Consider the following 25,760-nt stretch of genomic DNA (forward strand, 5'->3'; position numbering starts at 1 on the left):
TTTATAACACAAATGTATGAAGTCATAATAACCTCAAGGGATATTCTGACTCATACATTAAACGTTGGCAATAATTATGAACAAACTGTACTGCTTAGCGATTTCAATTTTTATACTTAGCTGTAATAATGATAAGTGTCTTGAAAAATACGCTACGGACACTTCTTGTTTTGATAGCTTGATAGAAAGGGATTTGACTTCTTTCCAAAAGGAAATTTATTTTTCAGAAAGGATTAATTGTTTTGAATGGGACAGTTTGGAAGTTGGAGAAAGAGGTTCGTACGAAAATTATCCCTGTTTAAATTTCCATCAAATATGTGAAAAAGGATGTGGAACATATTTGGGCAAGGACTTAGAGAGCCATATGGATCGGTTGGACAGAGATAGATATTGGACTTTTATATATTTTTATAAAAATGGAACTTTATTGAATGACGTATTGGCTGTTCCTCTATCCAATTACTTATTTGATAAATTGAAAGAGAATAATGAATCAAATCTATTTCGGAAAATAAAATAACTGAAATAAATAACTATTGCCAACAACGGCTATAGCAAATAGGACAATAAGTGCTTAATCCAAAGACCTATGTATATCTGAAAGGTCGCCAAATCTTTTAATTTGGCTTTTAGAAAAACAAGATAAAACAAAATGCAAAAGATTTGGCTTAGTGCAAGACCGAAAGTAAGTGCTTATCACCTGCCCAACTTGCCATATGTTAAACGTTAGGCTTTATTAACTAAACTAAATGAACATACCAAAATATTTATTTCATTATTACGAACTTGAAAACGGACCATTCCGTAACATTACCGAGTATGGTCATGAAAAAGCTGAAAATATTCAAGATAAAATTACGGAAGGATGGAATAGTAAAAGACCTGAAAACTATCTTGATTTGAGATTCTCTTTAGAAAAAAAAATTAAAGATGGTTTTATTTTAAAGGGAGGAAGACCCAACAGGAAGGATCCTTTTTACTTTACTTTAGGAAAATGTGAGTTTGCAAAATCTTGGTATGTAAATCCAGGAGTCATTAAAATTCCACTAATTGATTTTAAACCTGAGCATATAAGTTTTACGTATCCTGACAGTATGATTTCTTATCAGTTTCATGATGAACCTAAACTTAAAACTTATCGAAAGAATTGTAACGATCAAATTTTCTTGTTGGATGAAATAAATGATCTTATTGGAGAGTATGGACTTCCTAATGAAGAAAAATCTCAAACTGAGGAGAGGTTTAAATATGATAAATATATAGAAGCTCAAGTTTGGGATGATCAAATAATAAAAAAATATAAAACAAAAGCCTAATACTATATATGATGCCATAGCAGCTAAGTGATCAATCGAATGGTTGTTGTATTTTTGGTAAGGCGCAATGCTTGCAGAAAGTAAAAGTTAGCAACCAATGCGTAGAAAAATTGAAAAGCATGGTAACATTTTGCACTGCTACGACACATATATTAAACGTTGTACAACATATAAATTACTCTTGCGAAAAAATTTACAATGCTAAAAACTCTGACTTTAATTTTACTATTATTATGTCTGTTTTCTTGTAAACGAAGAAAATGTTCTTTACCGATTGTTGAAATTGAAATGATCAACAAAACGAAACACTCTTATGGAGGAAAAAACTCTTTGACGATTACGGATAAAGAAAAAATTAATAAAGTTGAGTCTCTTTTAAAAAAACTTAAAACTGATATTTCTAACAAAACTTCTGCTAAAAATAATTTTGGATTTATAGAGGTTTTATATTCAACCGCTGACTGTAAGAACGTTGAATTTTTTAATATAATGCTTACTAAAAATTCTGGAGATTTAATTCACTATAACTCAGATAATGACTATGATTACGAATACTTCAAGAATGATGAAATTGTTCAATATGTAAAAACGGAAATGATAATGTCAGAAGTTAGAAAGAATAAATAAAATACGTTCCAAAACAACATACATGTGATCATAGCAGCAAAGTAATCAATTGGATGGTTATTGTATTTTTGGTTAGACGCAGTGCTTACAAAAAGTAAAAGTTAGCAACCAATGTGAGGAAAAATCAAAAAGCAAGGTAACATTTTACTCTGCAACGACACATATATTAAACATTACCCAATATTGCCAATGACAAAATTTACACCTCCTATTTCTGAACGCACTACTAATGATTTAATAAAGATTATTTATTTAAGTGAAGATAGTTGGAAAAAAGAAGCTATTACTCAAGCTAAACAAGAGCTTCTAAAACGCAGGGGTTCGCAACAAAAACAAGAAAAAATAATTAAACAATGGGAAAGAGAAACCGATAACTGTATAATTGAATTAAAAAAGACACATAAAAAAATACATCCGAAAGTTATTCTAAACTAAGAATGTTATACATTTTCGCAGTTGCTCCTTTTATTCTTGTAGGTAAATGGACTGTTGGAAAAGATCTTATTGAATTACGGAATGAAAACTTTAAACTAAAATATAAACAACGACTAATTTTGCTTTTAACTGGAACACTATTTTGGATTGCATTTGTTTTTTACGGGTTTAAAGCATCTGAAAAGAAAAGATTAAGACTATCACCTGAAGATAAAATCGAAATATCTGGCCGGAAAAAGAAACACGGATATGAATAAAAAAACATTGGGTAACACGATATATGTGATCATAGCAATTAAGTGATGAATCCAATGGTTATTGTATTTTTGGTAAGATGCAATGCTACCTACTAAGAAAAGTTAGCTACCAATACACAGAAAAACGAAAAAGCAAGGTAACAATTTGCTCTGCTACGGCATATATATTAGACACAAACCACCATAAAAAAGACATTCTGATGATAACGAAAATTCCATTTATAATAATCACTATCTCGTTTACAATTCTATCCTGTAAAAAAATCGAAAAAGAAAAAACCAAAGAAACTGTATTATTCGAAAAGACAATGCAACAACAAGATTATATCTTCTCTACTTTGGTTTCTAAAAATGGGAAAATTGTTTTTGAAGAATATTATAATGGAAAAACTAAAGATAGCCTTTGCGATGTGCAGTCTTTAACAAAAGGAATTATGAGCATTCTCATTGGAATAGCAATTGACAAGGAGTACATAAAAAATATCAATGAACCTATAGAAAAGTATTTTCCAGAAGAATTTAAAAATTTGACGGATAATAAAAAGAATACTATTACAATTGAACACCTTTTAAATCAGACCTCGGGGCTTTCATGGAAAGGATATTTAGAACACCAAGAATGGTTAACTAATGAAAATCCTATTTCTTTTGTCTTGAAAAAGAATTTAGAAAACAATCCTGGAGAAAAAATATAACTATAACTCTGGAGCTACTCATTTATTATCTGTTATCATAAGTAGAGCATATGGAAATTCGACATTAGATTTTGCCGATCAATTTTTATTTAGCCACTTAAACATCTATGATACAAATTGGCAAAAAAGAAATAAAGGATACTATGACGGAAGTGGACTTGGTCTCAAAATGAAACCAATTGATTTGATGAAAATAGCTCAATTGTTAGAAAAAAATGGAAACTGGAAAGGAAAACAATTAGTTTCTAAGGAATGGATTCAAAAACTATTCGATAAAAATGAAAAATCTTCAACTAAATGGGGTTTGAGAAATTCTAAACATGGATTTTGCTGGTATCAATCTGAATTTAAAGGTAATAAAATTGATTATGGAATGGGTTATGGTGGACAATTTATAATTATGATTCCTAGTAAAAAAATAATTATTGTTACAACTCACAACCATGATACACCAAACGGAATTGAACAACAGATTAAATTCTTAAATGGAAAATTACCAATACTGATAGAAAAATACGATAGTTAACACACTGCTTAACAAGTATTCAATCAAAAAAATATAATCATTTACAGAAATTTCTAAATTATTTATATTTGGTTTTCAGAATAAAAAACAAAAAAATTCGGCTCTGTGTTAATCCGAAAATTTAGTGCCCTTTTGAAAGCTACATTCCATACTCTAACCATTAATTGCAACAAAACAATGATATGATGAAAAGATACTTTGTCGTAGTCCTAACTTTAGTTTTCTTTCTTGATTTATCAGGACAGGAAACCAAATATAAACCTGTTAAATATCCTGTAACTTATAAAGCTAAAATTGACTTAATTTATACTAAAATAGATGATTGGGAAGGGCGCATGGATATTTATTTTAATCCCGTTTCTCAAAAACCTACTCCAATTGTGATTAACATCCATGGAGGAGGTTGGAATCATGGTGTTAAAGAATCTAAAACTGGCTTTTCTAGTTTTTTTAAAGAAGGGTTTGCTGTTGCAAATGTAGAATATCGTTTGGTTAATATTTCAAAGGCTCCTGGAGCAATTGAAGACATACGATGTGCTCTACTCTATTTGCATAAACACGCTAAAGAATTAAATATTGATACTCGCAAAATTGTTATCATGGGTGGTTCTGCCGGAGGACATTTAGCTCTCATGGCGGGTTTGTTGAATAATAATAGAAAGTTTGATAGAAACTGTATATACGATGGTAATATTAAAATAGCCGCCATTATTGATAAATATGGACCGACCGACCTAACTCTACTGAAAAATAAAGGTTCTGTGAAAAAATGGTTGGGTGATGGTTCTAAAAATAGAAAGTTTATTGAATCTGTTTCGCCATTGTATTATGTAGATAAAAACAGCCCTCCTGTATTGATAGTACATGGCACTAAAGACCCAATTATTCCTTATGAACAGTCATCTCTTCTTTATGAAAAATTAAAGGCACATAATGTTAAAACAGAATTCATATCAATTGAAGAAGGAGTCCACGGTAAATTTTCAAAAGAGCAGCGCTTAATGTTAAATAAAAAAATGTGGTCGTTTTTAGAAGAACTTGAATTAAAAAAGAATCAATAAAATTCATAAGAGACATTAAAACCACACTAGAACAAAATAAACTGGAACGGCAACTTATATAATTAATTACTTTGAATAGTATTTATTTAAGAAATTTCGCAGAACTATTTTATAGCTTACAAATGTTTACTAAATTAGTTGTTTACAGGGTCACTAACTATATGTGACATGGTTCGAATAATTTAGAAAATGTCTAAAAAAAGAACTCCTAATTCAAACAAAATCTAGGAATAAGAACTTAGGAAAAAAATCAAAAACGAGCTTGAATTGAACTATAACCAATCACATACACTAATACTTAATAATGTAGCGAGGTTTATTGATTTAACCGAGTTAGAAAAGCAAAAATATCTTTCGTTACTTACAGAAATAAAAGTTAAAAAGAAGGCATTTTTAATGCAAGCAGGTGATATTACTAAACATGAGTACTTTATCACCAAAGGGTGCTTAAAAGTTTACACCTTAGATGAAGATGGTGCTCCACATATATCCATGTTTGCTGTAGAGGACTATTGGACTGGAGATATGGCTAGTTTTATGACTAATGAACCTACCTCCTATTTTATAAAGACAACTGAAGATTCTGAATTATTAGCCATCTCTAGAGCTAATTATGATTTACTATTTAAAGAAATACCAAAATTTGAAAGGTTTTATCGTATTCTTTATCAAAGATCGCTTATAAGTTACATAAGGCGTTCTAATCATGGTATATCCTTAACTGCAGAAAAAAGATACATCGAGTTCAAAAAGAAATATCCAAAAATTGTCAACAGAATTACTCAAAAAGACTTAGCCGGTTATATCGGCATTACACCAGAATTTATGAGCAAAATTATTACAAAAGTCAATAGAATGTAAAAATCTTAAACTAGTTCATTTTTTTTCATGTATTCCTATCGGAATTTTGAAGCATGAAAAAAATAATCCTCATTACCTTCATTTTGACCTTTGGATTTGCAAACTACCTGCAAGCACAATTTATGCAAGTAGAACTGTTTTCTGGTTTTGATAAAACAGATTTTATAGTATACGCTAGTCATACAATTAACAAGAGTAAGACCTTTAGTATTAATACACTGGCTTTCTTTCAAAAATTTAGAGATGAAGAAAACCAAGTTTTTGATGAAACAGGTGTACAACCAACGGTATTTTGGAATATTAATGAGAATATCTCCATTGGTCCATCTCTATATTACAATAGTTTTTCTGGGTATTCAGAACGTTTGTCAGCAAAGTTCGCTATAAAAAATTCACGAGTATTATTTGTAATTATCCCTACAGTAGCACATTCTGAGCAAAAAGAAGCTAGCTATACCGAGATATTTGCACAGTTTGAGTTTAATACTCCAATAAATAAAAAAGCATCTCTTTGGTTAAACGGTCAGTTTTTAACCGTATGGGATGAGTTTAAAACTCATTCTAGAAGTTTCCAACAATTACGTTCTGGTGTATCATTCAATAGGCATCAGTTTGGTATTGGTGTGGACCTTGATCAATATGGGCATAAACCTATAAAAAAATCATCTTTCGGACTGTATTACCGAACAACTTTATAAACAATTTTAAATAGTAAACCTTATGAAAAACTTGATAAAAAAACTTTTAAAAACGCACCCAAATATTGGGTTTAGCATCGCACGATTAACACTTGGTTTAGTCATATTTCCTCATGGCGCACAAAAATTATTAGGATTCTTCGGGGGTTACGGGTATTCAGCAACTATGGAGGCATTGACTACACAAATGGGTTTACCTAGTATTGTAGCTGTCTCAGTAATCATGATTGAGTTTTTTGGGGCTATTTCGTTAATCATAGGAATCTTTAGTAGGTTTTGGGCAATATCACTTGCGGGAATGTTCCTAGGCATCATTTTTACCGCGCAGTTAGAACACGGCTTTTTTATGAATTGGTTTGGTAATCAAGCGGGTGAAGGTTACGAATATTCTCTTCTAATTATCGGTCTAGCCTTAACAATAATAATACATGGTAGTGGAAAATATTCCATAGATCATCTAATCTCTAAAAAACAATAATTATGAAAAAAATAATCACAATAGCAGGTACTAATAGTCAAAAATCAATCAATAAAAGTTTACTATCCTATACCTCTAATTTATTAGAAAATGTAAAAATCATTTCAATCGACTTAAACGATTATGTTTTACCAATATATGGAGTTGATTTTGAAGCCGAAAATGGAGTACCTACTGCAGTTAAAAGATTAGATGAGCTACTGAATATTGCTGATGGTTTTATTATATCTCTTGCCGAACATAATGGGACTTATGCGGCAGTATTTAAAAACACCATCGATTGGTTATCTCGAGTAGACATGAATATATGGCGAGAAAAACCTATGCTTTTAATGGCAACTTCACCTGGCGATAGAGGTGGTACTACAGTTTTGCAAGCTGCTAAGACATACTTCCCCTATTTAGGAGGTAAAATAATTGCAGATTTTTCATTAGCCAATTTCTATGATAATTTTTCAGAAAACGGAATTTCTGATAATGAATTAAAAGAAGAATTGAGTCGAAAAACCCATCTTTTTGAACAGAAATTAAATAACTAGTTTCAATAACTAAAAAACTATTGTCGCCATCGCTAACCATCACACAAGTCTATCTTTTAAAAAAATAAAGTGATTATTGCTTTTTACACAATTTTTAAGTTGTTGGTTTTTCAGTATCAATAAGTTCTTTGAAATTATGAAAATTACTTGCTTAGATTAAAAACATAGTCTCGCAACAGATTCACAGTATACAACTAGTTATTAGTTGGCAAAGTGAATTCTTAGGATTTTATTACCTTTAATCCTATGTTTGGACAAGACATTTTAAAAAATTAAAAAGTTGCAATTGTCAGTTCAGTAAGAAAAATGAAATACTTTTCTATAAGTCTATACCTCAAGATAATTAATTGCGCCATAGCAGAGGGCATGTCTAGGGATGATTTTATCGATTTACCTACTTCAATAGATGCAGCAAAGCATTTACAGGTTGTTGCCGCTGAAGAATTTCTAGATTTACACGAGCTACTAGATGATAAACTTGGACCAGGATTTGGGGTTCGGGTAGGCCAGCAAATGATTATTGAGGATTATGGTGTATTAGGACTATCATGGCGCACTTGTTCTAAAGTAGGAGAAATCTTTGAACGTAGTGATCGTTATTTTAAACTCCTCTCAAATACATTTGTATGGAAAATTAAAAAAGAAGGAAACATTTCTCATGTTATACTCAATAGAGAAGCACATCGAAGAGGTATGGAATTGTCTACAGAAGCTAGCTTATCTGCCACAGTAGTGGTACTGCAAGCCATGTCTGAAAAAGATATCTCTCCGATTCAGGTTAGTTTTAAACACAGCCCGCCCCAAGACTTAACTAGTTATAATACTGCTTTTAAATGTCCAATACTTTTTAATCAACCTCGCTATTCCATAAGTTATAAAACGGCTGACTTAAACTTAAGAACTGCAAAGGCAGATGTCAGTATAAATAATTACTTACTAAAACAGGTAGATGAAAACACTAAAGGCATCAAAATACCCGGTAATAAGTTTGTACGCGATGTAGAATCTCTAATTAAAGATGGGCTTCCGACAGGTATCCCTGCGATTCAAAATATCAGTGAACTCCTAGCCATGAGTAACAGAACACTCACCAGAAGGCTTTCTGAGGCAGGTGTTACCTATAGGGATTTAGTGAAAAGAACTCAAGAAAAAATCGCTAAAGACATGCTACACGATAAAAATCAAAGTATTGGTGATATCGCATTCTTAACAGGTTTCTCTGAACAAAGTGCTTTTAATCGTGCTTTTAAAAAATGGACTAATCAAACTCCTTCAGAATTTAGGAAAAATAATTAAAAAATCCTTTTTGGCGTAAAATGTCAAGAGATTGTCTTTAAGTGTCAAAAAACTCTTTTGAACACTTGGCACCTTTGTATCATCAAATTAATAACACCATATAATGATGATAACAACAGTAAAATTAATAATAGGATTTTTTACAGTACTAACTATCAATTCAAAAAACACTTACGAATTGATTAAAGAGAATACGGAATCTATTTCGGTATACACTTTAAATTATGTAGTAAAAGATTCTAAAGCTGAAGCATTTAAAATCTTAGAAAGTAAATGTAATGTTTGTCATTACAAAAAGAATAAAAGACGTGTGTTCACATTAGAAAACATGAATTCTTGGGCTAATGATATCTACAAGCAAGTCTTCATAAAAAAAAGAATGCCTAAGGGCAAAAAAATAAAACTCAACTCTAAGGAATATCAAGAATTATTATCGTGGATAACTTCTACAAAAACATCAATTAATGGAATTTAAACTAAAATTTATCGTGTTAATGCTCGGTTTACTATTTACTGGTCTTACAGCTGGTTTATGTTTTACTTGGTCTAATGCTGTTACACCTGGTATTGGTCGACTAGACAACTTAACCTTCTTAAGGTCTTTTCAATCAATGAATAGAGCAATTATAAATGCCCGTTTTATGGTAGTATTTTTTGGTCCTGTCATATTACTCTTTGTAAATACCTATTTATTTAAAAACAACAATATAAGTTTCTGGTTATTCCTTACGGCTGCAATACTGTTTTTTGTTGGCATCGGCTTGGTAACCATTTTTGGAAACGTTCCATTAAATGAGGTTTTGGATACCTCTAACTTAGAAACTCTTTCAAAAATTGAATTGCACGAGCTTCGAAACAAATTCGAACAACCTTGGAATCGTTGGCATACCATAAGAACAGTATCATCATTTAGTGCTTTTACACTTTTAATCATAGGCATGCTTTACACAAAATAAGACAAGGTATCAGCTTAAAAAAATAATCAATCAAAAAACGAACAATCATGAAACAATTAAGAGCCATAAGCATTGGGGTTATTATCTGGATTATTGGAGTAAGTATTTACACAATTTCCTTCTACATCCCGATTTTAGAGGACCCAGAATTTCAGGCAAATATTTTATTGTCCTTAGGAATTCTACCTGTAGTGTGGTTAGGAGCAAAACTATATTACAGAAAAAAAAGTACTATAAAAGGATATTGGTTAGGGGTGATTTTCTTCTTAACCGCAACGGTTTTAGATATTCTAATTACTGTACCTTTTTTAATAGTTCCTAATGGAGGATCCTATTATAGCTTCTTTGCTGCTGCTGGTTTTTGGCTCATTGGAGTAGAGTTTATAGCAATGAGTACCACGTATTGGTATACTAAAGTTTTTAGTAAAACAAATACTGCAAATTGCTTATAAAAGTAAAATCAAAAAAATTAAATAATTAAAACACAATTAATATCAATTTAAAAACGAATAGAAATGAAATCAGAAAACATTTTAGTTATCGGAGGAAACGGTAAAACCGGTCGCCGAGTTGCAGAAAATTTAACAGAATTAGGCCATAATGTACGCGTTGTTGGACGAAAAACAACCCCAATGTTTGATTGGGAAAACACAGATACCTATGACGCGGCCTTAAAAAATATGGATAGAGCCTATATTGTGTATTATCCGGATTTGGCAGTACCAGGTTCAAGAGACGCTATCAGTACACTTACTAAAAAAGCTCTACAAGCTGGCTTAGAAAAAGTGGTGTTACTTTCTGGAAAAGGTGAGACAGAAGCCGAAGCTTGTGAGAATATCGTAGCAAACTCTGGTTTAAACTACACTTTGGTTAGAGCATCGTGGTTCAATCAAAATTTTAGTGAAGGTGCTTTCTTAGAATTTGTACTCAATGGTACTGTTGCATTACCAATGCCAGATGCAGAAATCCCATTTGTCGATGTCAATGATATAGCGGATGTAGTTTCTAAAGTCATCGTAGATGATAGTTATAATGGACAAACCATAACTGTAACAGGTCCTCAAAAAAGAACTTTTAAGGAGGTGGTTGAAATTATGGCTGAAGCTAGTAACAAGCATATTCAGTTTGTACCAATTTCTATTGATGAGTTTAAGGAAGGTATGAAACAAGCAGGATTACCTGATTCGTATGTATGGCTATTCGGTTATTTATTCCAAGAAGTATTAGGAAATCCAGAGAACCAAGAAGTATCTGACGATGTCGCCAAAGTATTGGGTAGACCAGCTATAGATTTTGAAACCTTTGCTAAAGAAACTGCTGTAACTGGTATTTGGAATCAAAGCGTTACGCAAACATTGTAATAAAAAACAATCATACAATAGGGCCTTTAAGTCAATTAACAATTAAATTATTGGTCCTGTTGTTAATTGTAGATGAACAGTAATTATCAATTGAATATAGAGTAGAAATAATAAAACACATAACATGAAAAAGAAAGATAAAAAATTAGGTCTTGTTTTTGGAGCAGGGATTGGACTTTCTGCAGGAATCTTAACCGGTAATATTGCTATTGGATTAACGCTTGGAGCTGGTGTAGGTTTAATTTTTGGAACCGTTATTAAAAATCACAATGAAAAGATTTATTAAATACACCTCGCTATCGGCTGCCCTAATTGTTTTATGGACAGTAATGACTTTTTTAGGTACCGACCAAGGTTGGTGGCATACACCATTCACTGAACAAAAAGAGTCTACAAAGTTTATAGCATCAGCGCACAAAGAACTTAAAAAAGAATTTGTAGGCAATATGGCTATGGCTATATTTAAAGATGGAGCGCCAGTAACGGAATCTTTCCATTCAAAGAATACTTCAGTTAACCGAAATACAGTGTTTCAAGTAGCTTCTCTTTCAAAATTTGTCTCGGCTATTGGGGTTATGCGATTAGTTCAAGAAGGGAAATTAGATTTGGATGTTCCCGTATCTAACTACCTTAAACGTTGGGAATTACCACCTAGTTCGTTTGACAACAATAAAGTTACGGTTAGAAGACTACTTAGTCATACTGCAGGATTGACCGATGGACTTGGATACTCTGGTTTCGAAAATTTAAAAGATGTGCAGTCTTTAGAATCTTCACTTACCAAAGCAAAGGACGCTGACCAAGGTAGAAATGGTAGCACGCAAGTAGGCATCTTACCAGGAAGCGAATGGCGATACTCTGGAGGAGGATTTACATTGCTTCAACTCATTGTAGAAGAAGTGAGTAGACAATCTTTTGATCAGTATATGAGAATAGAAATTTTTGAACCCTTAGGAATGCAATCGTCTTTCTATCAATGGGATGAAAAGTTTCGTAACAAACTCTGTGATTTTTACAATGCAGATGGTTCCAAAGCGCCTCATTTTTATTACACCTCTCTGGCTGCAACATCATTATATACAACATTAACCGATTTAGAAAAGCTTTTCGCTCTTTTTAATATAGAAAAAAGCACTCTAAAACCATTACAGCCAAAATATCAAAGAATGATGTGGCAAGCTGAAGCAAATAAACTTGGTGCTCCTATATATGGTCTTGGCACCTTCCTTTTCGCAGAAATTGATAATGGACAATTTATAATAGGACATGATGGTCAAAGCAATCCACCTGTTAATACAGCCTTTCGATATAATCCAACAAATGGAGATGGTATTATCATTTTGACAACTGGAAACTCCGATTTTGCTACCCGAATTGCAAGTGATTGGGTATTTCTAAACACTGGAAAAGTAGATACTTTACTATTTGCGATGCAACAAAATAAGATGGTCAGTAATGTAATAATAGGTAGTGTAGTAATCATACTGCTAATTATAACTATTTCCCTTTCGCGAAAGTACTATAAAAGAAAAGTATAACCCATAAACATAAAATTATATCTACGTCAAACGCAATATGACGTTTGCAGAAAGAAAACCTATAGAAAAAAATAATGCACACTCTAATGCATTTGCTGATTTTACTAATGATTATTTTAAACCTAGTAAAACACTTAATATTAAAGAATTAAAATTACAAAAAGCTTGGAATGTTTCTGATAACTAAATAAATTTTAAATGGAATTTTTAAATTAGCTAGATGAAACATTTCAAAACACTATCATCCTTCTTAAATTATATTGAACTCCCTCCTCCAGAGCATCCTATGCTCAGTGTTTTCTCTACTAAAGGTGAAGGTTTTTTACCTTGTCCGAAAGAAAGTTCGCCTCCTATTACAAATGATTGCTATTCCATTAGTTTGAAGAAAATCGTAAAAGGTGATTTAAATTATGGAAGAACAAATTATGATTTTACAAATGGTGTTTTGTTTTTTATTGCTCCAAGACAAGTTTTACAATGGGATAATAGTGTATTCTATGAACAAAAAGGTTTTTCTCTAAATTTTCATGAAGACTTCCTGAAAGGAACAGAATTGGCGAAGCAAATTAAGAAATATAGCTTCTTTTCGTATTCTGTAAATGAAGCGTTACACCTTTCGCCAAAAGAAGAAAAACAAGTAGAATCCATTGTAGAAAATATTAATATTGAATACCAGAATAATCAGGATGAATTTAGTAAAGAAATTATCATTTCTCAATTAAGTACACTTTTAAAATACGCCAAACGCTTTTATGAAAGACAATTTTTAAATCGCAAAGAGCTATCAAATAATCTACTAGAGCAATTTAATCAACAATTATCAAAGTATTTTGATTCGGGGCAATTGCAAGAAAAAGGTATTCCAAGCATAGAACAAATTGCAGATCAACTATCCGTTTCGCAACGTTACCTGAGTGATACGCTCAAAAAAGAATCAGGAAAAACTTCTACTGAACATTTGCAGTTGTATTTAATTGATGAAGCCAAGAATGTGTTACTAAATCCCAACAAAACAATTTCTGAAGTTGCCTATGAATTAGGTTTTGAATACCCTCCTTATTTTTCAAGATTATTTAAAAAGAAAGAAGGTATCAGTCCTAAAGAGTATAGAAAAAAACACAAAATGAATTAAAAAATGAAACATGCTTTATTTGTAATATTAACTCTTACAATCTTGATTTCTTGCAAATTAAATCAGGAAAAAAAAGAACAACAAGAACCAAATGGACAACGACCATCTTCTGCGCAATTAATGGATGAATTAGACAGTAACAAAGATGGAAAATTATCCAAAACAGAAGTTAAAGGACCAATTGCAGATAATTTCAATAATATTGACAGTAATAATGATGGCTTTTTAACTTTAGAAGAGTTAAATAAACAAGAGAATAAGCCATCAAAAATAGCAAATACAAATAAGGATTTGTCTAATGAAATTGATTCCTCTATGAAGGTAATTCCTGTAAATACAGATTACTTCATTTCAGAAAATATAATTGACAGTATTAAAAAGGAAATGGTTGAATTAAATGGCATTAAGACACTATGCTACGTCATTAAAACAAATTCTCAAGCAACTGAACATGAAATGGGTCCTTGGTGCCCTCGACATATTGAAGATGGGATGGAGAAAGCAGGAATTTGGTTTAAGGATGATAAAGTTTATGATGTTTCGGGACACTTTATTTCCAAATTGAACGAATTTTATAGTGATGACAAATGGAAATTATATAGAGAAGATGGAACTATTAAAGTTACCGACACCGAAGAAGGTTGCTTGGCGGCGGCAAAACCACAAGTAGAGGAAAAATATCATAACTATTGTGTAGAATGTTTGCCAGAATATTTTAAAGATCAAGTAACAACCTTTGTGATTCCGGTAACACCAAAATATATAAAAACTACTCAAAATTTTGGAAGAGGTGGAATAGGCATTGCTTTCAATGGTGTTAAATATGACCCACCTGCTCCAACACATGCAATATTAGCGGCACATACCATTGCTCCTTTGGACGACCACGGAGGTCACGTAAATCCACATGGAGGTTATCATTATCACGCAGTCACTGGCTCTACTAAAGAAATTACCCAAACTAATTCGCACTCCTCTATGATTGGGTATGCAATTGACGGTTTTGGAATTTATGGTTTGATAGATAAAAAAGGTAATAAATCCGAAAATTTAGACGAATGCGGTGGCCATTTTGATGATGAACGAGGATATCATTATCATGCGGGCGAACCAGGAGGAAACCAAATTATAAAATGTTTACACGGATTACCTGGCTATACCCAAACAAAAGAGTAGAAAATATAAAACAAAGGCTTTACATATGTGCATTAGATAAGGTACCGTAACCAAATCGTTAGCTGTAATGTTTAGTATCTGAAGTTAATAAAAAAGGTAATGAACGAACTTTATACCAATTTAGCCGAAGTTTATGAAGCAATGTACTCCTCTTTTATTGATTACAAGAGTGAATTCGAATTTTATGCAAGTATTCTTAAAAAAAACGATAAAAAGCAAGTACTAGAATTAGGAAGTGGAATCGGGCATTTGGGTAATTACTTTCAAAAAAATGAATTTGAATATTCAGGTATTGATTTAAGTGAAGGAATGGTCAAAATTGCCAAAAGAAAATATCCCAAGTGCAAATTCTCAAAGGAAGATATACGTTCTTTTAAGTTGGATAAGCAAGTAGGAAGTATGCTAATGGTAGGCAGAACTATCAGCTATCTATTGACTAATAAAGATGTTTTATCCACTTTTCATAATGTATACAATAATCTTAAAGAAAAAGGAATATTTAGTTTTGACTTTATTGATGCTGAAAAATTTATACCTTCAATTTGGCATAGGAAAGAAGTCTTTCATAATGCAACTTATGAGAACGAGGAATATCTAAGAAAAAGTATATGGAATATAGACTTAGATAAAGGAATGACCTTTAACTGGGAATCTCACTATTTCAAGAAATCGAAAGATGGCTTAAAAGAAATCGGAATAGATAAATCAGTGATTAGAACTTTTACTAGAGAGGAAATTAGAATATTTCTAGAGCTTAATGATTTTAAAATAAAAGAAATCATATCGAAAGAATCTTACGCATTTCCAACATATGTAATCGTAGCAGAAAAGTGATGTATTATTCGCATAGAATAATTTCTTTTAAATCTTTTAGTTATATATTATTTTCTTCAAAATCAATTACGGAATTACGTTTTGTCTAGATTTAATTTTATTTTATTTTAACAATATATTTTTTTCAATTTTAATTCGTTTATACGTTAAATTAAAAAGCTGCATTTGCTGTTTTAACCTTAAACCAACTAAAATAACCTCAATGAAAAAGATCACACTTCTCTTGGCAATTATTACATTATCTGTAATAAAATTAAATGCTCAACTTACACTTCCCTACACTTTTGAAAATAAATCAAGATATGCAGATGAAGATATTTATATTGGATTAGTTGGTAAGATGGAACCTACTGGCGATGTTTGGATGAATATAAACAATAGCTCTTTAATCGCTATGTCTGCTGATGATAATACTGTAGATGGACCAGAATGGAGTGAACCTGCCGGATGGAAATATCCTGACATTTTCACTAAGTTAAGTGACATTAAAGACAGAAAAATCCAAATTCCTCACGGATTATATGCTTGTAGAATTTTTATTTCTTTTGAATCACCTATGTATTTGCGTTTTCATGAAACTGGTGGTTACGCCGGTGCTAATTTAAATTCAGAATCAGACCCTAATGATGGGATTCGTTGGGAATTGGTTGAATTAACTTGGGGAGATGCTGGTTTATGGACCAATACTAGTCGTGTTGATGCGTATCAATACCCAATGGGATTAGAAGTACATGGGTTTTCTGGCGGTGTTACAGGAGAAACTTATGAAGAATCCTATAACGAAGCTGTCAACGGAAATGGAACTCCTCAATTTAAAAAAATTGGAGAATTATTATCCCATGATGAAATTTTAGCCGCTTGGGATGAAAATGTGAGTACCGATTATTTGGTTGCTAAAACAATAAAAACCCATTCTTATGACGGAGAACCTATTATAGAACAACCATCTAAAGTAGATGAATTCCCAAAAGATGTTTTAGACGCATATATTGATGATATTTGGGAGACTTATAGTATTTATGACTTACATATTAATATTGGAGACCGAGGAACATGGGTAGGTAGGGTTAATAATGATAACCAATTTATTTTTACCGATCCGGCTGATGGAACTATTGCCACTATTTATGACAAACCTACAACGGTAAATGCAATAGAAGGTTCTGGCTATTTAGCTTATACTCCTCATGATGCTAGTGTAAATACTGAAGCATATAATGAAGATTTAATGATTCAGGCGCAAATGGCTGCAGCCATAAGTCGACATGCTATTTATACAAATATCACAGATGAAACTGTTCAATATTCTCATGATGTAACTCGTTTTTTTCAAATAGAACCTTATAACGAATACGTAAGCTTTTTTCATGATGACGTCATTAGTTTTGAATCTCAAACATATGCATTTGCTTATGACGACGTTGGTGATCATTCATCTACAATTCAATCTACATTCCCAACGGAAGTAAAAGTAATTATTGGTGGATATTCTGAAGATAATGTTTTATCTAATTCCGAAACATCAATAAATGATGAGTTAATGATACTATATCCAAATCCTACAAATGGAAACAATATTATACTATCTGGTATAGAAAATGATGTTATGATAGATATTTATACTATTGAAGGAAAACTAATTAAATCCGAAGAAGCTATAAGCACTAAAAATATCCAAATCGAAACCTCTAATTTAACTAATGGTCTATATCTAGCTGAGATAAATAGTAAAGACAATAAGTATACTAAAACATTCAAGTTTTTAATAAACTAATCAGTTATACAACATACCGTTTAGTAGAAACTCACAGAATCTAAACAGAATAAAGATGAGATCTACAGTAGAAAAAAATGAAAAAGTGCTACTGTAGTATCTATATCTATCTATCCACTTTATCTAAATATATTGGAGAAATAGAAGACCAATTTGAATTATACAGACAATGTAGATATCTAGATAAACTGGTTAATGAATTAACAAAAATTCGCAAAGTGAGAAAATTTATGTGAGAAGAAAAGAAATACTATCGATATCCATAAAATATCTACGATATTATAAATTTTCTAATTTGGCAAAGCCCACTGTTTTTCTATAAATATCAGGAGAAACTCCTACTTTCTTTTTGAAAAATCTACTAAAATAAAATTCGTCATCATACCCAAGACTAGCTGCAATTTGTTTTAAAGGTTTTGAAGTCAAATAAAGTTCGCGTTTAGCCTCGATAACTATTCTATTAGAAATTAATGAACTTGGTGTCTGTTTCAAATATTTTTTCACAATTCCTGCCAACGTTTTTGTGCTAACACATAAAATATCCGCATACTCTTTAGGAGAATGCAACTTAAAATAATTATTCTCGATAGAATCTATTAAATTTTGCAAAATCTCGGATTTTCCATCAGAAAACTTCGGTACTATATCCTTATTAAAATGTCTTTTCTGTCTGACTCCTTCTATCAAAAACACCTTTAAAAAAGCTACAAGAACTTCATGCTGCGCTATAGAGTCTTTATCCATCTCCTTTGATATTTGATCAATCAGATTAAAAAACAGTGTTTCTTCTAAAACTTGAAAATGTGGAAGATCATAAAAATTATTAAAAAGAATTCCTTCTGTTTCTATTTCATTTTGATGACGATAGGTACAAAAAAAATCAGGATGAAAATTTAATAACCATCCGGAGGAAGGTTCCTTGGAAGTAATCATAAAAGGCTGATAAGGCGACATGCAAATCATCTGATTACCTTTTAATTCATAAGCAAACAAATCTGCATTAAGCCTATAATCACTGCCTTTCAATAAAATAATAGAATAATAATTTTTTCTTTGTAAATGGTCAAACTGACTAAGGTTTTCAAACCTTTCTAGTCTAAAAGCAAGTTCACCATTTTGTTTATCAATAATAGTTTGGGCCATACCTAATCTATTTTTCTTTTAGAATCACGGATTAAAAAGAAAGGAGTGTAAGAAACACTCCTTTCGAAGATAACAATTATTTTGAAGCCAAAATGTCTATTTTTCGAATTGCGGATGGTTCAAAATTTTCTAGAATAGAAGAAGCATTTTCCATAAGTGCTGCTGCAACCTTACCTGATAGATGTGCATCTCTACCAGAATCTTCTAAAAAAGTATCAAAGATACCATACGTAGTAGCATCTATTTTAAAAGCATACCACGACAACGTTTTAGGCTCCTCTCCTACTAGTTGTTTTCCTATATTAAGAAAGTTTTCTACTTCTGCCGTTTTTACTTTTTTCGCTTTCATAATAACGAGCAAGCCTATATTTTGTGAATCCAGTTTATGATTAGAAGCCAATATATCTATCGTTCTGATATCTTTAATGGGGTCAAAATTTTCTAATAAATCTGCTGCATTAGTTAGTAATGCCTTAGCAACTTCGCCTTTTAAATGTGCTTGTCTACCTTCTTCTACTTTAAAAGTATCATAGATACCAAAAGTGTTTTTATCTATCTGAAAAGCAAACCAGGATACTGTATTAGGTTCTCTTTCTACCAGGTGTAATCCTTCAAGTAAGAAGTCTTTAACTTCTTGTTCTTTTCCTGATTTAGCTTTCATAATTACTAATAATCCGATAGTTTCTTTTTCTTTCATAGTACTTGTATTTATAGATTTTGAAAATGTTTGAACTGAAAATCCTAGAAAAAATACTAGGAATGTTAATTTTAATGGAACGTTAGTTTTCATTTTTTCTCGTTTTTTATTCGGTACAAATTTGGGTTGAAATAAAGATCTATGGAATGGATATTTATTACTAAAGCATGGACAATTTTCAAAAAAAGAAATACTATCAAATCTACTATCTCTATAATTATGTATAAACACTTGAATGTTTGGTTTAACAGAAGCTATGTTAATTATCTTAAAGTCAATTAGATAGAGACTCTAACGTTTATTAAAAATAATTATATATTTAGATATAAAATAAAGAAACAGAATGATAGGAATTTTAGTAATAATAACGATCTCATGGTTGCTTTTACATTTTTTTCTTAAAAAAAATATTTTAGCTTTAGGCTTTCTTCCTTTAGCTAAAAGATTAAAGCAATTCCTAATTGGTTTTTTTATTACTGCGGTACTTTGTACTCTTGCACAAAATTTAGAATCCTATTTAAAATCATCCACTTGGATATTAAATACCGGTATTAATATTAGTATTATTTTAAAATCGTTTTGGTGGGATTTTAAATCTGTATTGACTGAGGAATTGATTTTTCGCGGAGCACTATTATATATTATAATCCAAAAAATTGGCTCTAGAAAAGGTATTTTAATTTCTGCCATTTCATTCGGAATTTATCATTGGTTTTCTTTTGGTATTTTAGGAAATATTGTTGCCATGATTTTAGTGTTCATTGGAACTGGATTGATGGGATACGCTTGGGCTTGGGCCTTTTCTAAAACTAAATCTATCTTATTACCTTTTGAACTTCATTTAGGTTGGAATTTTATTCATAACACCATATTTTCAAGAGGTCCGCTTGGTGAATTAGTACTAATTTCAAAAGGCGGGACTGAATTAACTGATTGGATATCTTTATTAAATTTCGTCAGTGGTCTGGTGATAGTCCCTATATTGATACTAATCTACGTTAGGTATTTTGTAAAACAAGAAACAGAATTTACATCAATTAATTAATAAAAAGTTTTGCTTAGTGCTTAATCTAAAAATCAGTAATTTTAGTTCTGTATTAACTATAACCTAACTCTTAGAGCCCACTTCTAAAACATCAAATGAAAAAACATATATTAATTCTAGCTTGTTTCTATTTTGTATACGGGATTAAAGCACAGGAAAAAATTATGGTGAATGCCATCAATCGCGAATCCACCTCACTTAATGGTTATTGGAAATATATTGTAGATCCATATGAAAATGGGTTTTACAATTATAGATATGAACCATTTGAAAATCAAGAAAATCCAGGAAACGGTGCTTTCTTTACCAATGCCAAACGTAAATCAAAATCAGATTTAGTGGAGTATGATTTTGATAAAATGGATAGCCTTAAAGTTCCTGGCGATTGGAACTCACAAAAGGAAAAGTTATTCTATTATGAAGGTACTTTATGGTATAAAAAATCGTTCGATTATACTAAAAAACAAGAAGATAGTAGAGTATTTGTCTATTTCGGGGCCTCAAATTATGAAACCGACGTTTATCTCAACGGAAAGAAATTAGGTAAACATATTGGTGGATTTACTCCATTTCAGTTTGAAATTTCCAAATTATTAAAACCTAAAGGGAATTATATAGTAGTTAAAGTTGATAACAAAAGAAAAAGAGATGCTGTTCCTACTTTAAATACAGATTGGTGGAATTATGGCGGAATTACACGAGAAGTAAAGCTTATAGAAACTAGTAGTACGTTTATTTCTGACTATCAACTTTATTTAGACGATGAGGACACTAAAATAATAACAGGTCAAATAGAGTTAAATGGCATTAAACAAGCAGAACAAGAAATTACCATCAATATTCCAGAATTAGGTATTAATGAAAAATTAAAAACAGATAATAATGGTAAATGTACTATTAAATTAAAGTCCAAAAACATTAGATATTGGTCACCAGAATCTCCAAAATTATATGATGTAACAATTAGTACGCAAGAAGATAAAATAGCAGATCAAATTGGTTTTAGAACCATAAAAACAAAAGGGGCAGAAATTCTAATTAATGAAAAAAGCTTATTTCTCAAAGGTATTTCTATCCACGAAGAAAGTCCTATCAACGGCGGTAGATGTAATTCTGAAGAAGACGCAAAAAGGTTATTAGAATATGCTCAAAGTTTAGGGTGTAACTATGTTCGATTAGCCCATTACCCTCATAACGAGTATATGGTTCGGTTAGCAGATAAAATGGGAATTTTGGTTTGGGAAGAAAACCCTGTTTATTGGACAATTTCTTGGGATAATGAAGAAACGTATCTTAATGCTCAAAATCAGATTTCGGAAGTTATTAGACGAGACAAAAACCGAGCAAGCGTAATCATTTGGTCAATGGCTAATGAAACCCCTAATAGCGATACTAGAAATGAGTTCCTTACCAAACTTGCTAAATTTACCAAAGAACAAGATCCTACTCGTTTGATTAGTGCGGCTTTAGAACAGCACGATTATAACGGTAATCCTAATACAAGAACAATTGACGATCCATTTGCCGAAATTGTCGATGTTTTAAGTTTCAATCAATATATAGGTTGGTATGATGGTGAAATAGAAAAATGTCAGCGAATCAAATGGAAAATTACTCAAGACAAGCCTGTAATAATTTCAGAATTTGGTGCTGGAGCTAAATATGGACTGCATGGCGAAAAAGATGATAGATGGACAGAAGAATATCAAGAATTTCTATATCAAGAAACATTAAAAATGGTTGACGGAATAGAACAATTAAAAGGAATATCACCTTGGGTTTTAGTTGATTTTAAATCTCCCAGAAGAGTTCTACCAGAAATTCAAGATAACTATAATAGAAAAGGGTTAATTTCGGAAAAAGGTGAAAAGAAAAAAGCTTTTTTCGTCCTCAAAGAATATTACGAGACAAAAAAATAAGGTAACCAATGAAAATATCATATGGAAAAGCAAAACTAACGGACTCTTTGAGAATATCAGTTTTATTGAAAACAATTTACATTGAAACCTATGCTGTTGATGGAATAACATTTGAGTTTGCAAATTTTATAACTAAAAGGTTCTCTTTAGAGCTTATAGAAAACATCATAAAAGAAAATCCAAATAGACTTATTATTGCTTATCAAAATGAAAATCCAGTTGGTGTTGCCGAAATAATCTATAATAGCACTTGTCCTATTAGAAAAATAAAAGTTCCCGAGTTAAGCAAATTGTATGTTCTAAAAAGATTTTATGGAAAAGGAATTGGATATGGGTTAATTAACGAGGCAGAAAAAGCAGTTAAAGAACATGGATTTACTGAGTTTAATCTTGAGGTTTATATCAAAAATGATAGAGCAATAGCTTTCTATGAAAGACAAGGTTATACATCAATTGGAAATGTAGATTTCCCTATGGAATCTAACACCTATGAAAATCTAGTAATGAATAAAGTATTCAATTAATAAAGCATAGTTATATTCCTATCACTAAACTTTTTTTAATAGGTATAAAGAATTAAATCATAAAAGAATACACAAGCAATGATATATCCTTCTACCCGATTTTACTGTTAAAAAATAGTAAAATATTTTTCAGAGCGCTACATATTATGTAGCTTTGCTACCAATAATGTAGCAAATTAAACTATGTCACTACCCACACCAGGAAAACCAGTTAGAGGTTCAAAATCAGGAAATCATTTAATGGCACTATTTGACTTACTAGGAAGAAGTTGGTCGATGGGAATTATTTGGAGACTACAAGAAGGATCTTGTACATTCAGGGTACTTCAGGACAGGTGTGAATCTATTTCGCCAACAACATTAAATAGGAGACTGAAAGAATTAACCCAATCATTTTTAATTGAAAGAACAGTTGATGGATATGCGCTTACCGATAAAGGGAAAGAAATTTTCTTACTACTAAAACCTTTAGAATCCTGGGCAAAAGATTGGGCAAAAAACTTTGACACCAATGAATAGAATACAATCCTATAGCAATTATGACTTTGATAGAGCTGCTGAACTACGTGAAGTTGACACAAAATTTCGTGAGGTTTCTTATATCCCAATTTTTAAGAATGACTTTTTTATAGTTACATCAGCCTTAAAAGATGAAGTGTTAATGAATATCCCTTTGGAATTAGCTTCTTTAACTAATCAAAAATATTTTCTTGGCGTATCTAATAATAAAGAAATTTGGTGTATTGATTTATCAGAAATTGAGCTTTCGACTATAGCAAATTTTATATCATATTCTAAATTACTATGTGTACGAGATTGTTTCCATCTCATTAATGAAAGAGAAGCTTCGTTACTAGCATATGCTAAAGGAATTACAAACTGGAACAACACGCATCAATTCTGCAATAATTGTGGTTCTACGACAATCAGAGAAGAAAAAGGGCATAGAAGAAAATGCATAAACAATCTTTGTAATTCATTACACTTTCCAAGAATTAATCCCGCTGTAATTGTAATAATAGAATACAAACCAAAAAATGGACCTCCACTATGTCTATTAAATATGCACGAAAAAGAATATGGTTATATGTGTTCTCTATTTTCGGGGTTTTCAGAAATTGGAGAAAGCCTTGAAGACACTGTTAAAAGAGAAATGAAAGAAGAAGTAAATCTAGCGGTCACCAATATAGAATATATCGGTTCTCAACCTTGGTCCTTTCCATCGTCATTAATGTTAGGCTTTTCGGCAAAAACAGAAAGCAAAAATTTTACTATCGATAATAAAGAAATAAAAAAAGCACAATGGTTTTCTGCTAATCAAATCAACAAAATGGTGCAAGAAAATAAACTTGTGATTTCTAAAAAGGACTCTATCTCAAATTATATAATACAATTATGGATCGAAAAAAACAGTTAATCTAAATTAAAAAGAAAAATATGAAAAAAGTTAATGTAACAATCGTAGCTACAATAAATCAACAAGGCAACGAGGCATTATCTCATTACTTAGAAAAAGTAGGAATTCTATATAAAAAAGTAGATGCAAAGCCTGTAAATAAATTTAAGGTCTCTAAACCTCTTATAGGTGATTACACTCCCAGTTTAGTTTCTATAATGGAATTTCCAGATATGAAATCATTACATGATGTATTTGATAGTGATGAATATAAAGAATTATTACCTTACCGTGAAAAAGCTTTTTCCAAACTAGAAGCTTATATTAGTGAGTAAATCTATTCATATTATATCTATCGTTTAGTTAACATTTAATTCCTTAGAATTCAATTATAAAATGAACAAAAAATTTCCGGTTTTAGAATCTAAAAGAGTAATCTTAAGACAGTTTAATGATTCGGACTTAGAAAATGTTTTTAAAGGGCTTTCGCACCCAGATATAATTAAATATTATGGCATTAGTTATAATAGTTTAGAGGCTACAAGAGAACAAATGTCTTGGTTTGCTGATCTGGAAGAAAATGAAACCGGAATTTGGTGGGCTGTCTGTTCAAAGGATGATGGAAGTTTTCTAGGTGCAGGTGGATTAAATAATATGAGTAAAGAAAATAGAAAAGCAGAAATTGGTTTTTGGTTATTGCCACAAAGTTGGGGAAAAGGTTTCATGACCGAAACAATGCCACTTATTGTTAATTACGCATTTGATACTATTGGATTACATAGAATTGAGGGCTTTGTAGAAACCGAAAACATAAATTGCAAAAAAGCTTTGGCAAAACTTAAATTCAATTTAGAAGGTACAATGCAAGACTGCGAAGTTAAAAATGGAGCATTTATTAGTTTAGATATTTATTCTAAAATAGCTAATGAATGAACTATTCTATCTAATAATAGTTGACCTTTTAGACTAGCAAAAAATTGGAAAGTAATAGACTTGAAAAATGGTAAGAAAAAATAATGAAATAACCCTCGATTTTTTAGATCACGTAGCCATTAGAGTAAAAGATTTGAAAATCTCAAGTGAATGGTATCAAAAAGTATTAGGATTAAAAGAATACAAACCACCTGAATGGGGTGAATTTCCCATTTTTCTGCTTTCCGGAAAATCTGGAATTGCATTGTTTCCGGCTGATTTAGATGATTCTAAACTTAATTTAAATTCTAAAAATGTAAAAATTGACCATTTTGCCTTTAATGTTACAAAAGAAAATTTTGAAAAAGCTAAAGAACGATATACAGAATTAAATTTAGACTTCAACATTCAGGATCATCACTATTTTCATTCAATTTATACAAAAGACCCAGATGGACATAAGGTCGAATTGACGACCATTGTTGTCAATGAGAATGAATTCTATTCCAAATTCAAATAAAAAACCGTGACTAATAAAGATTAATATACTTTTGTCTTTTACCC

General features: G+C 31.2%; 35 protein-coding genes. 33 read left to right on the top strand and 2 right to left on the bottom strand.

The annotated features are described in order from the left end of the window. The first annotated feature begins 76 nt into the window (after nt 1-76). From H526_RS28260 to H526_RS31675, 25 genes are all read left to right on the top strand, one after another. A complete protein-coding gene (locus H526_RS28260; protein WP_035084473.1) occupies nt 77-520 on the top strand; it encodes a hypothetical protein in 444 nt (147 codons plus the stop codon). A 229-nt stretch (nt 521-749) separates the two neighbouring features. Next, the gene (locus tag H526_RS0104145) at nt 750-1,316 is read left to right on the top strand and encodes a hypothetical protein (protein WP_027391826.1); all 567 of its coding nucleotides are present in this window, start codon (nt 750-752) and stop codon (nt 1,314-1,316) included. A gap of 198 nt (nt 1,317-1,514) precedes the next feature. Then, nucleotides 1,515-1,943, top strand: coding sequence for a hypothetical protein (locus H526_RS0104150; RefSeq protein WP_027391827.1), 429 nt, complete (start codon nt 1,515-1,517; stop codon nt 1,941-1,943). 189 nt (nt 1,944-2,132) lie between these two features. After that, nucleotides 2,133-2,378: a hypothetical protein gene (locus H526_RS0104155; protein ID WP_027391828.1), complete on the top strand. Its 246-nt coding sequence runs from the start codon at nt 2,133-2,135 to the stop codon at nt 2,376-2,378. Nucleotides 2,379-2,380: 2 nt separating this feature from the next. Next, nucleotides 2,381-2,635: a hypothetical protein gene (locus tag H526_RS0104160; protein WP_027391829.1), complete on the top strand. Its 255-nt coding sequence runs from the start codon at nt 2,381-2,383 to the stop codon at nt 2,633-2,635. 200 nt (nt 2,636-2,835) lie between these two features. Continuing rightward, complete coding sequence (locus H526_RS32450) at nt 2,836-3,330, top strand: serine hydrolase (protein WP_035084476.1); 495 nt, start codon at nt 2,836-2,838, stop codon at nt 3,328-3,330. Nucleotides 3,331-3,367: 37 nt separating this feature from the next. Then, on the top strand, nt 3,368-3,856 hold the full coding sequence (locus tag H526_RS32455; RefSeq protein ID WP_281171940.1) for a serine hydrolase: 489 nt from the start codon (nt 3,368-3,370) through the stop codon (nt 3,854-3,856). A gap of 185 nt (nt 3,857-4,041) precedes the next feature. Further along, nucleotides 4,042-4,917: an alpha/beta hydrolase gene (locus tag H526_RS0104175; RefSeq protein ID WP_027391832.1), complete on the top strand. Its 876-nt coding sequence runs from the start codon at nt 4,042-4,044 to the stop codon at nt 4,915-4,917. 267 nt (nt 4,918-5,184) lie between these two features. Next, nucleotides 5,185-5,778, top strand: coding sequence for a Crp/Fnr family transcriptional regulator (locus tag H526_RS0104180; protein ID WP_027391833.1), 594 nt, complete (start codon nt 5,185-5,187; stop codon nt 5,776-5,778). 53 nt (nt 5,779-5,831) lie between these two features. Continuing rightward, the gene (locus tag H526_RS0104185) at nt 5,832-6,476 is read left to right on the top strand and encodes a hypothetical protein (RefSeq protein WP_027391834.1); all 645 of its coding nucleotides are present in this window, start codon (nt 5,832-5,834) and stop codon (nt 6,474-6,476) included. 22 nt (nt 6,477-6,498) lie between these two features. Beyond that, entirely contained in the window at nt 6,499-6,954 is a 456-nt protein-coding gene (locus H526_RS0104190) for a DoxX family protein (protein ID WP_027391835.1), read from the top strand. Nucleotides 6,955-6,956: 2 nt separating this feature from the next. Next, the gene (locus tag H526_RS0104195; protein WP_027391836.1) at nt 6,957-7,493 is read left to right on the top strand and encodes an NADPH-dependent FMN reductase; all 537 of its coding nucleotides are present in this window, start codon (nt 6,957-6,959) and stop codon (nt 7,491-7,493) included. A gap of 306 nt (nt 7,494-7,799) precedes the next feature. After that, nucleotides 7,800-8,789, top strand: a complete 990-nt coding sequence (locus H526_RS30600; protein WP_027391837.1) for an AraC family transcriptional regulator — start codon at nt 7,800-7,802, stop codon at nt 8,787-8,789. A gap of 106 nt (nt 8,790-8,895) precedes the next feature. Further along, nucleotides 8,896-9,264, top strand: coding sequence for a hypothetical protein (locus H526_RS0104205; protein WP_027391838.1), 369 nt, complete (start codon nt 8,896-8,898; stop codon nt 9,262-9,264). Next, on the top strand, nt 9,254-9,745 hold the full coding sequence (locus H526_RS0104210; RefSeq protein WP_027391839.1) for an anthrone oxygenase family protein: 492 nt from the start codon (nt 9,254-9,256) through the stop codon (nt 9,743-9,745). The genes H526_RS0104205 and H526_RS0104210 overlap by 11 nt, the downstream gene beginning before the upstream one ends. 47 nt (nt 9,746-9,792) lie before the next feature. Next, nucleotides 9,793-10,197: a DUF5367 family protein gene (locus H526_RS0104215; protein WP_027391840.1), complete on the top strand. Its 405-nt coding sequence runs from the start codon at nt 9,793-9,795 to the stop codon at nt 10,195-10,197. A 63-nt stretch (nt 10,198-10,260) separates the two neighbouring features. Further along, nucleotides 10,261-11,106: an NmrA family NAD(P)-binding protein gene (locus tag H526_RS0104220; protein ID WP_027391841.1), complete on the top strand. Its 846-nt coding sequence runs from the start codon at nt 10,261-10,263 to the stop codon at nt 11,104-11,106. A 124-nt stretch (nt 11,107-11,230) separates the two neighbouring features. Continuing rightward, nucleotides 11,231-11,392: a glycine zipper domain-containing protein gene (locus H526_RS32155; protein ID WP_169728182.1), complete on the top strand. Its 162-nt coding sequence runs from the start codon at nt 11,231-11,233 to the stop codon at nt 11,390-11,392. Next, nucleotides 11,376-12,644 (top strand): serine hydrolase domain-containing protein, encoded by a 1,269-nt coding sequence (locus H526_RS0104230; protein WP_027391842.1) that lies wholly within the window; start codon nt 11,376-11,378, stop codon nt 12,642-12,644. The genes H526_RS32155 and H526_RS0104230 overlap by 17 nt, the downstream gene beginning before the upstream one ends. A gap of 37 nt (nt 12,645-12,681) precedes the next feature. After that, nucleotides 12,682-12,831, top strand: coding sequence for a hypothetical protein (locus H526_RS31670; protein ID WP_155839620.1), 150 nt, complete (start codon nt 12,682-12,684; stop codon nt 12,829-12,831). A gap of 33 nt (nt 12,832-12,864) precedes the next feature. Continuing rightward, the gene (locus tag H526_RS0104240) at nt 12,865-13,776 is read left to right on the top strand and encodes a helix-turn-helix domain-containing protein (RefSeq protein WP_027391843.1); all 912 of its coding nucleotides are present in this window, start codon (nt 12,865-12,867) and stop codon (nt 13,774-13,776) included. Nucleotides 13,777-13,779: 3 nt separating this feature from the next. Next, entirely contained in the window at nt 13,780-14,952 is a 1,173-nt protein-coding gene (locus H526_RS32285; RefSeq protein ID WP_027391844.1) for a YHYH protein, read from the top strand. 99 nt (nt 14,953-15,051) lie between these two features. Beyond that, nucleotides 15,052-15,786 (top strand): class I SAM-dependent DNA methyltransferase, encoded by a 735-nt coding sequence (locus H526_RS0104250; RefSeq protein WP_027391845.1) that lies wholly within the window; start codon nt 15,052-15,054, stop codon nt 15,784-15,786. Between the two features lie 202 nt (nt 15,787-15,988). Then, nucleotides 15,989-17,560: a beta-1,3-glucanase family protein gene (locus tag H526_RS0104255; RefSeq protein ID WP_027391846.1), complete on the top strand. Its 1,572-nt coding sequence runs from the start codon at nt 15,989-15,991 to the stop codon at nt 17,558-17,560. A gap of 77 nt (nt 17,561-17,637) precedes the next feature. Further along, nucleotides 17,638-17,796: a DUF2200 family protein gene (locus tag H526_RS31675; protein WP_155839621.1), complete on the top strand. Its 159-nt coding sequence runs from the start codon at nt 17,638-17,640 to the stop codon at nt 17,794-17,796. 43 nt (nt 17,797-17,839) lie between these two features. Here H526_RS31675 and H526_RS0104260 read toward each other — a convergent pair whose 3' ends face one another. Both H526_RS0104260 and H526_RS32290 read right to left on the bottom strand, forming a co-directional pair. Beyond that, nucleotides 17,840-18,703 carry a helix-turn-helix domain-containing protein gene (locus H526_RS0104260; protein WP_027391847.1) on the bottom strand — a complete coding sequence of 288 codons (864 nt, stop codon included), beginning with the start codon at nt 18,701-18,703 and terminating at the stop codon, nt 17,840-17,842. Between the two features lie 76 nt (nt 18,704-18,779). Then, nucleotides 18,780-19,493, bottom strand: coding sequence for a putative quinol monooxygenase (locus tag H526_RS32290; protein WP_155839622.1), 714 nt, complete (start codon nt 19,491-19,493; stop codon nt 18,780-18,782). A gap of 250 nt (nt 19,494-19,743) precedes the next feature. On the opposite strand from H526_RS32290, the gene H526_RS0104270 reads away from it, so the two are divergent. The 8 genes from H526_RS0104270 (at nt 19,744) to H526_RS0104305 (ending at nt 25,716) form a co-directional block, all read left to right on the top strand. Next, nucleotides 19,744-20,445: a CPBP family intramembrane glutamic endopeptidase gene (locus H526_RS0104270; RefSeq protein ID WP_027391848.1), complete on the top strand. Its 702-nt coding sequence runs from the start codon at nt 19,744-19,746 to the stop codon at nt 20,443-20,445. Between the two features lie 95 nt (nt 20,446-20,540). After that, nucleotides 20,541-22,364 (top strand): glycoside hydrolase family 2 protein, encoded by a 1,824-nt coding sequence (locus H526_RS0104275; protein WP_027391849.1) that lies wholly within the window; start codon nt 20,541-20,543, stop codon nt 22,362-22,364. An 8-nt stretch (nt 22,365-22,372) separates the two neighbouring features. Next, nucleotides 22,373-22,888, top strand: a complete 516-nt coding sequence (locus H526_RS0104280) for a GNAT family N-acetyltransferase (protein WP_027391850.1) — start codon at nt 22,373-22,375, stop codon at nt 22,886-22,888. Between the two features lie 183 nt (nt 22,889-23,071). Next, nucleotides 23,072-23,407, top strand: a complete 336-nt coding sequence (locus tag H526_RS0104285; protein ID WP_027391851.1) for a winged helix-turn-helix transcriptional regulator — start codon at nt 23,072-23,074, stop codon at nt 23,405-23,407. Next, nucleotides 23,400-24,305 (top strand): NAD(+) diphosphatase, encoded by a 906-nt coding sequence (gene nudC / locus H526_RS30605; RefSeq protein ID WP_051335972.1) that lies wholly within the window; start codon nt 23,400-23,402, stop codon nt 24,303-24,305. Before H526_RS0104285 ends, nudC begins: the two co-directional genes overlap by 8 nt. 20 nt (nt 24,306-24,325) lie before the next feature. Beyond that, on the top strand, nt 24,326-24,619 hold the full coding sequence (locus H526_RS0104295) for a DUF1330 domain-containing protein (protein WP_027391852.1): 294 nt from the start codon (nt 24,326-24,328) through the stop codon (nt 24,617-24,619). Nucleotides 24,620-24,680: 61 nt separating this feature from the next. Beyond that, nucleotides 24,681-25,217, top strand: coding sequence for a GNAT family N-acetyltransferase (locus tag H526_RS0104300; protein WP_027391853.1), 537 nt, complete (start codon nt 24,681-24,683; stop codon nt 25,215-25,217). Nucleotides 25,218-25,284: 67 nt separating this feature from the next. Further along, nucleotides 25,285-25,716, top strand: coding sequence for a VOC family protein (locus tag H526_RS0104305; protein ID WP_027391854.1), 432 nt, complete (start codon nt 25,285-25,287; stop codon nt 25,714-25,716). Nucleotides 25,717-25,760: the final 44 nt, after the last annotated feature.

Source organism: Aquimarina latercula DSM 2041 (assembly GCF_000430645.1).
In the GTDB taxonomy this organism is placed as follows: Bacteria; Bacteroidota; Bacteroidia; order Flavobacteriales; family Flavobacteriaceae; genus Aquimarina; species Aquimarina latercula.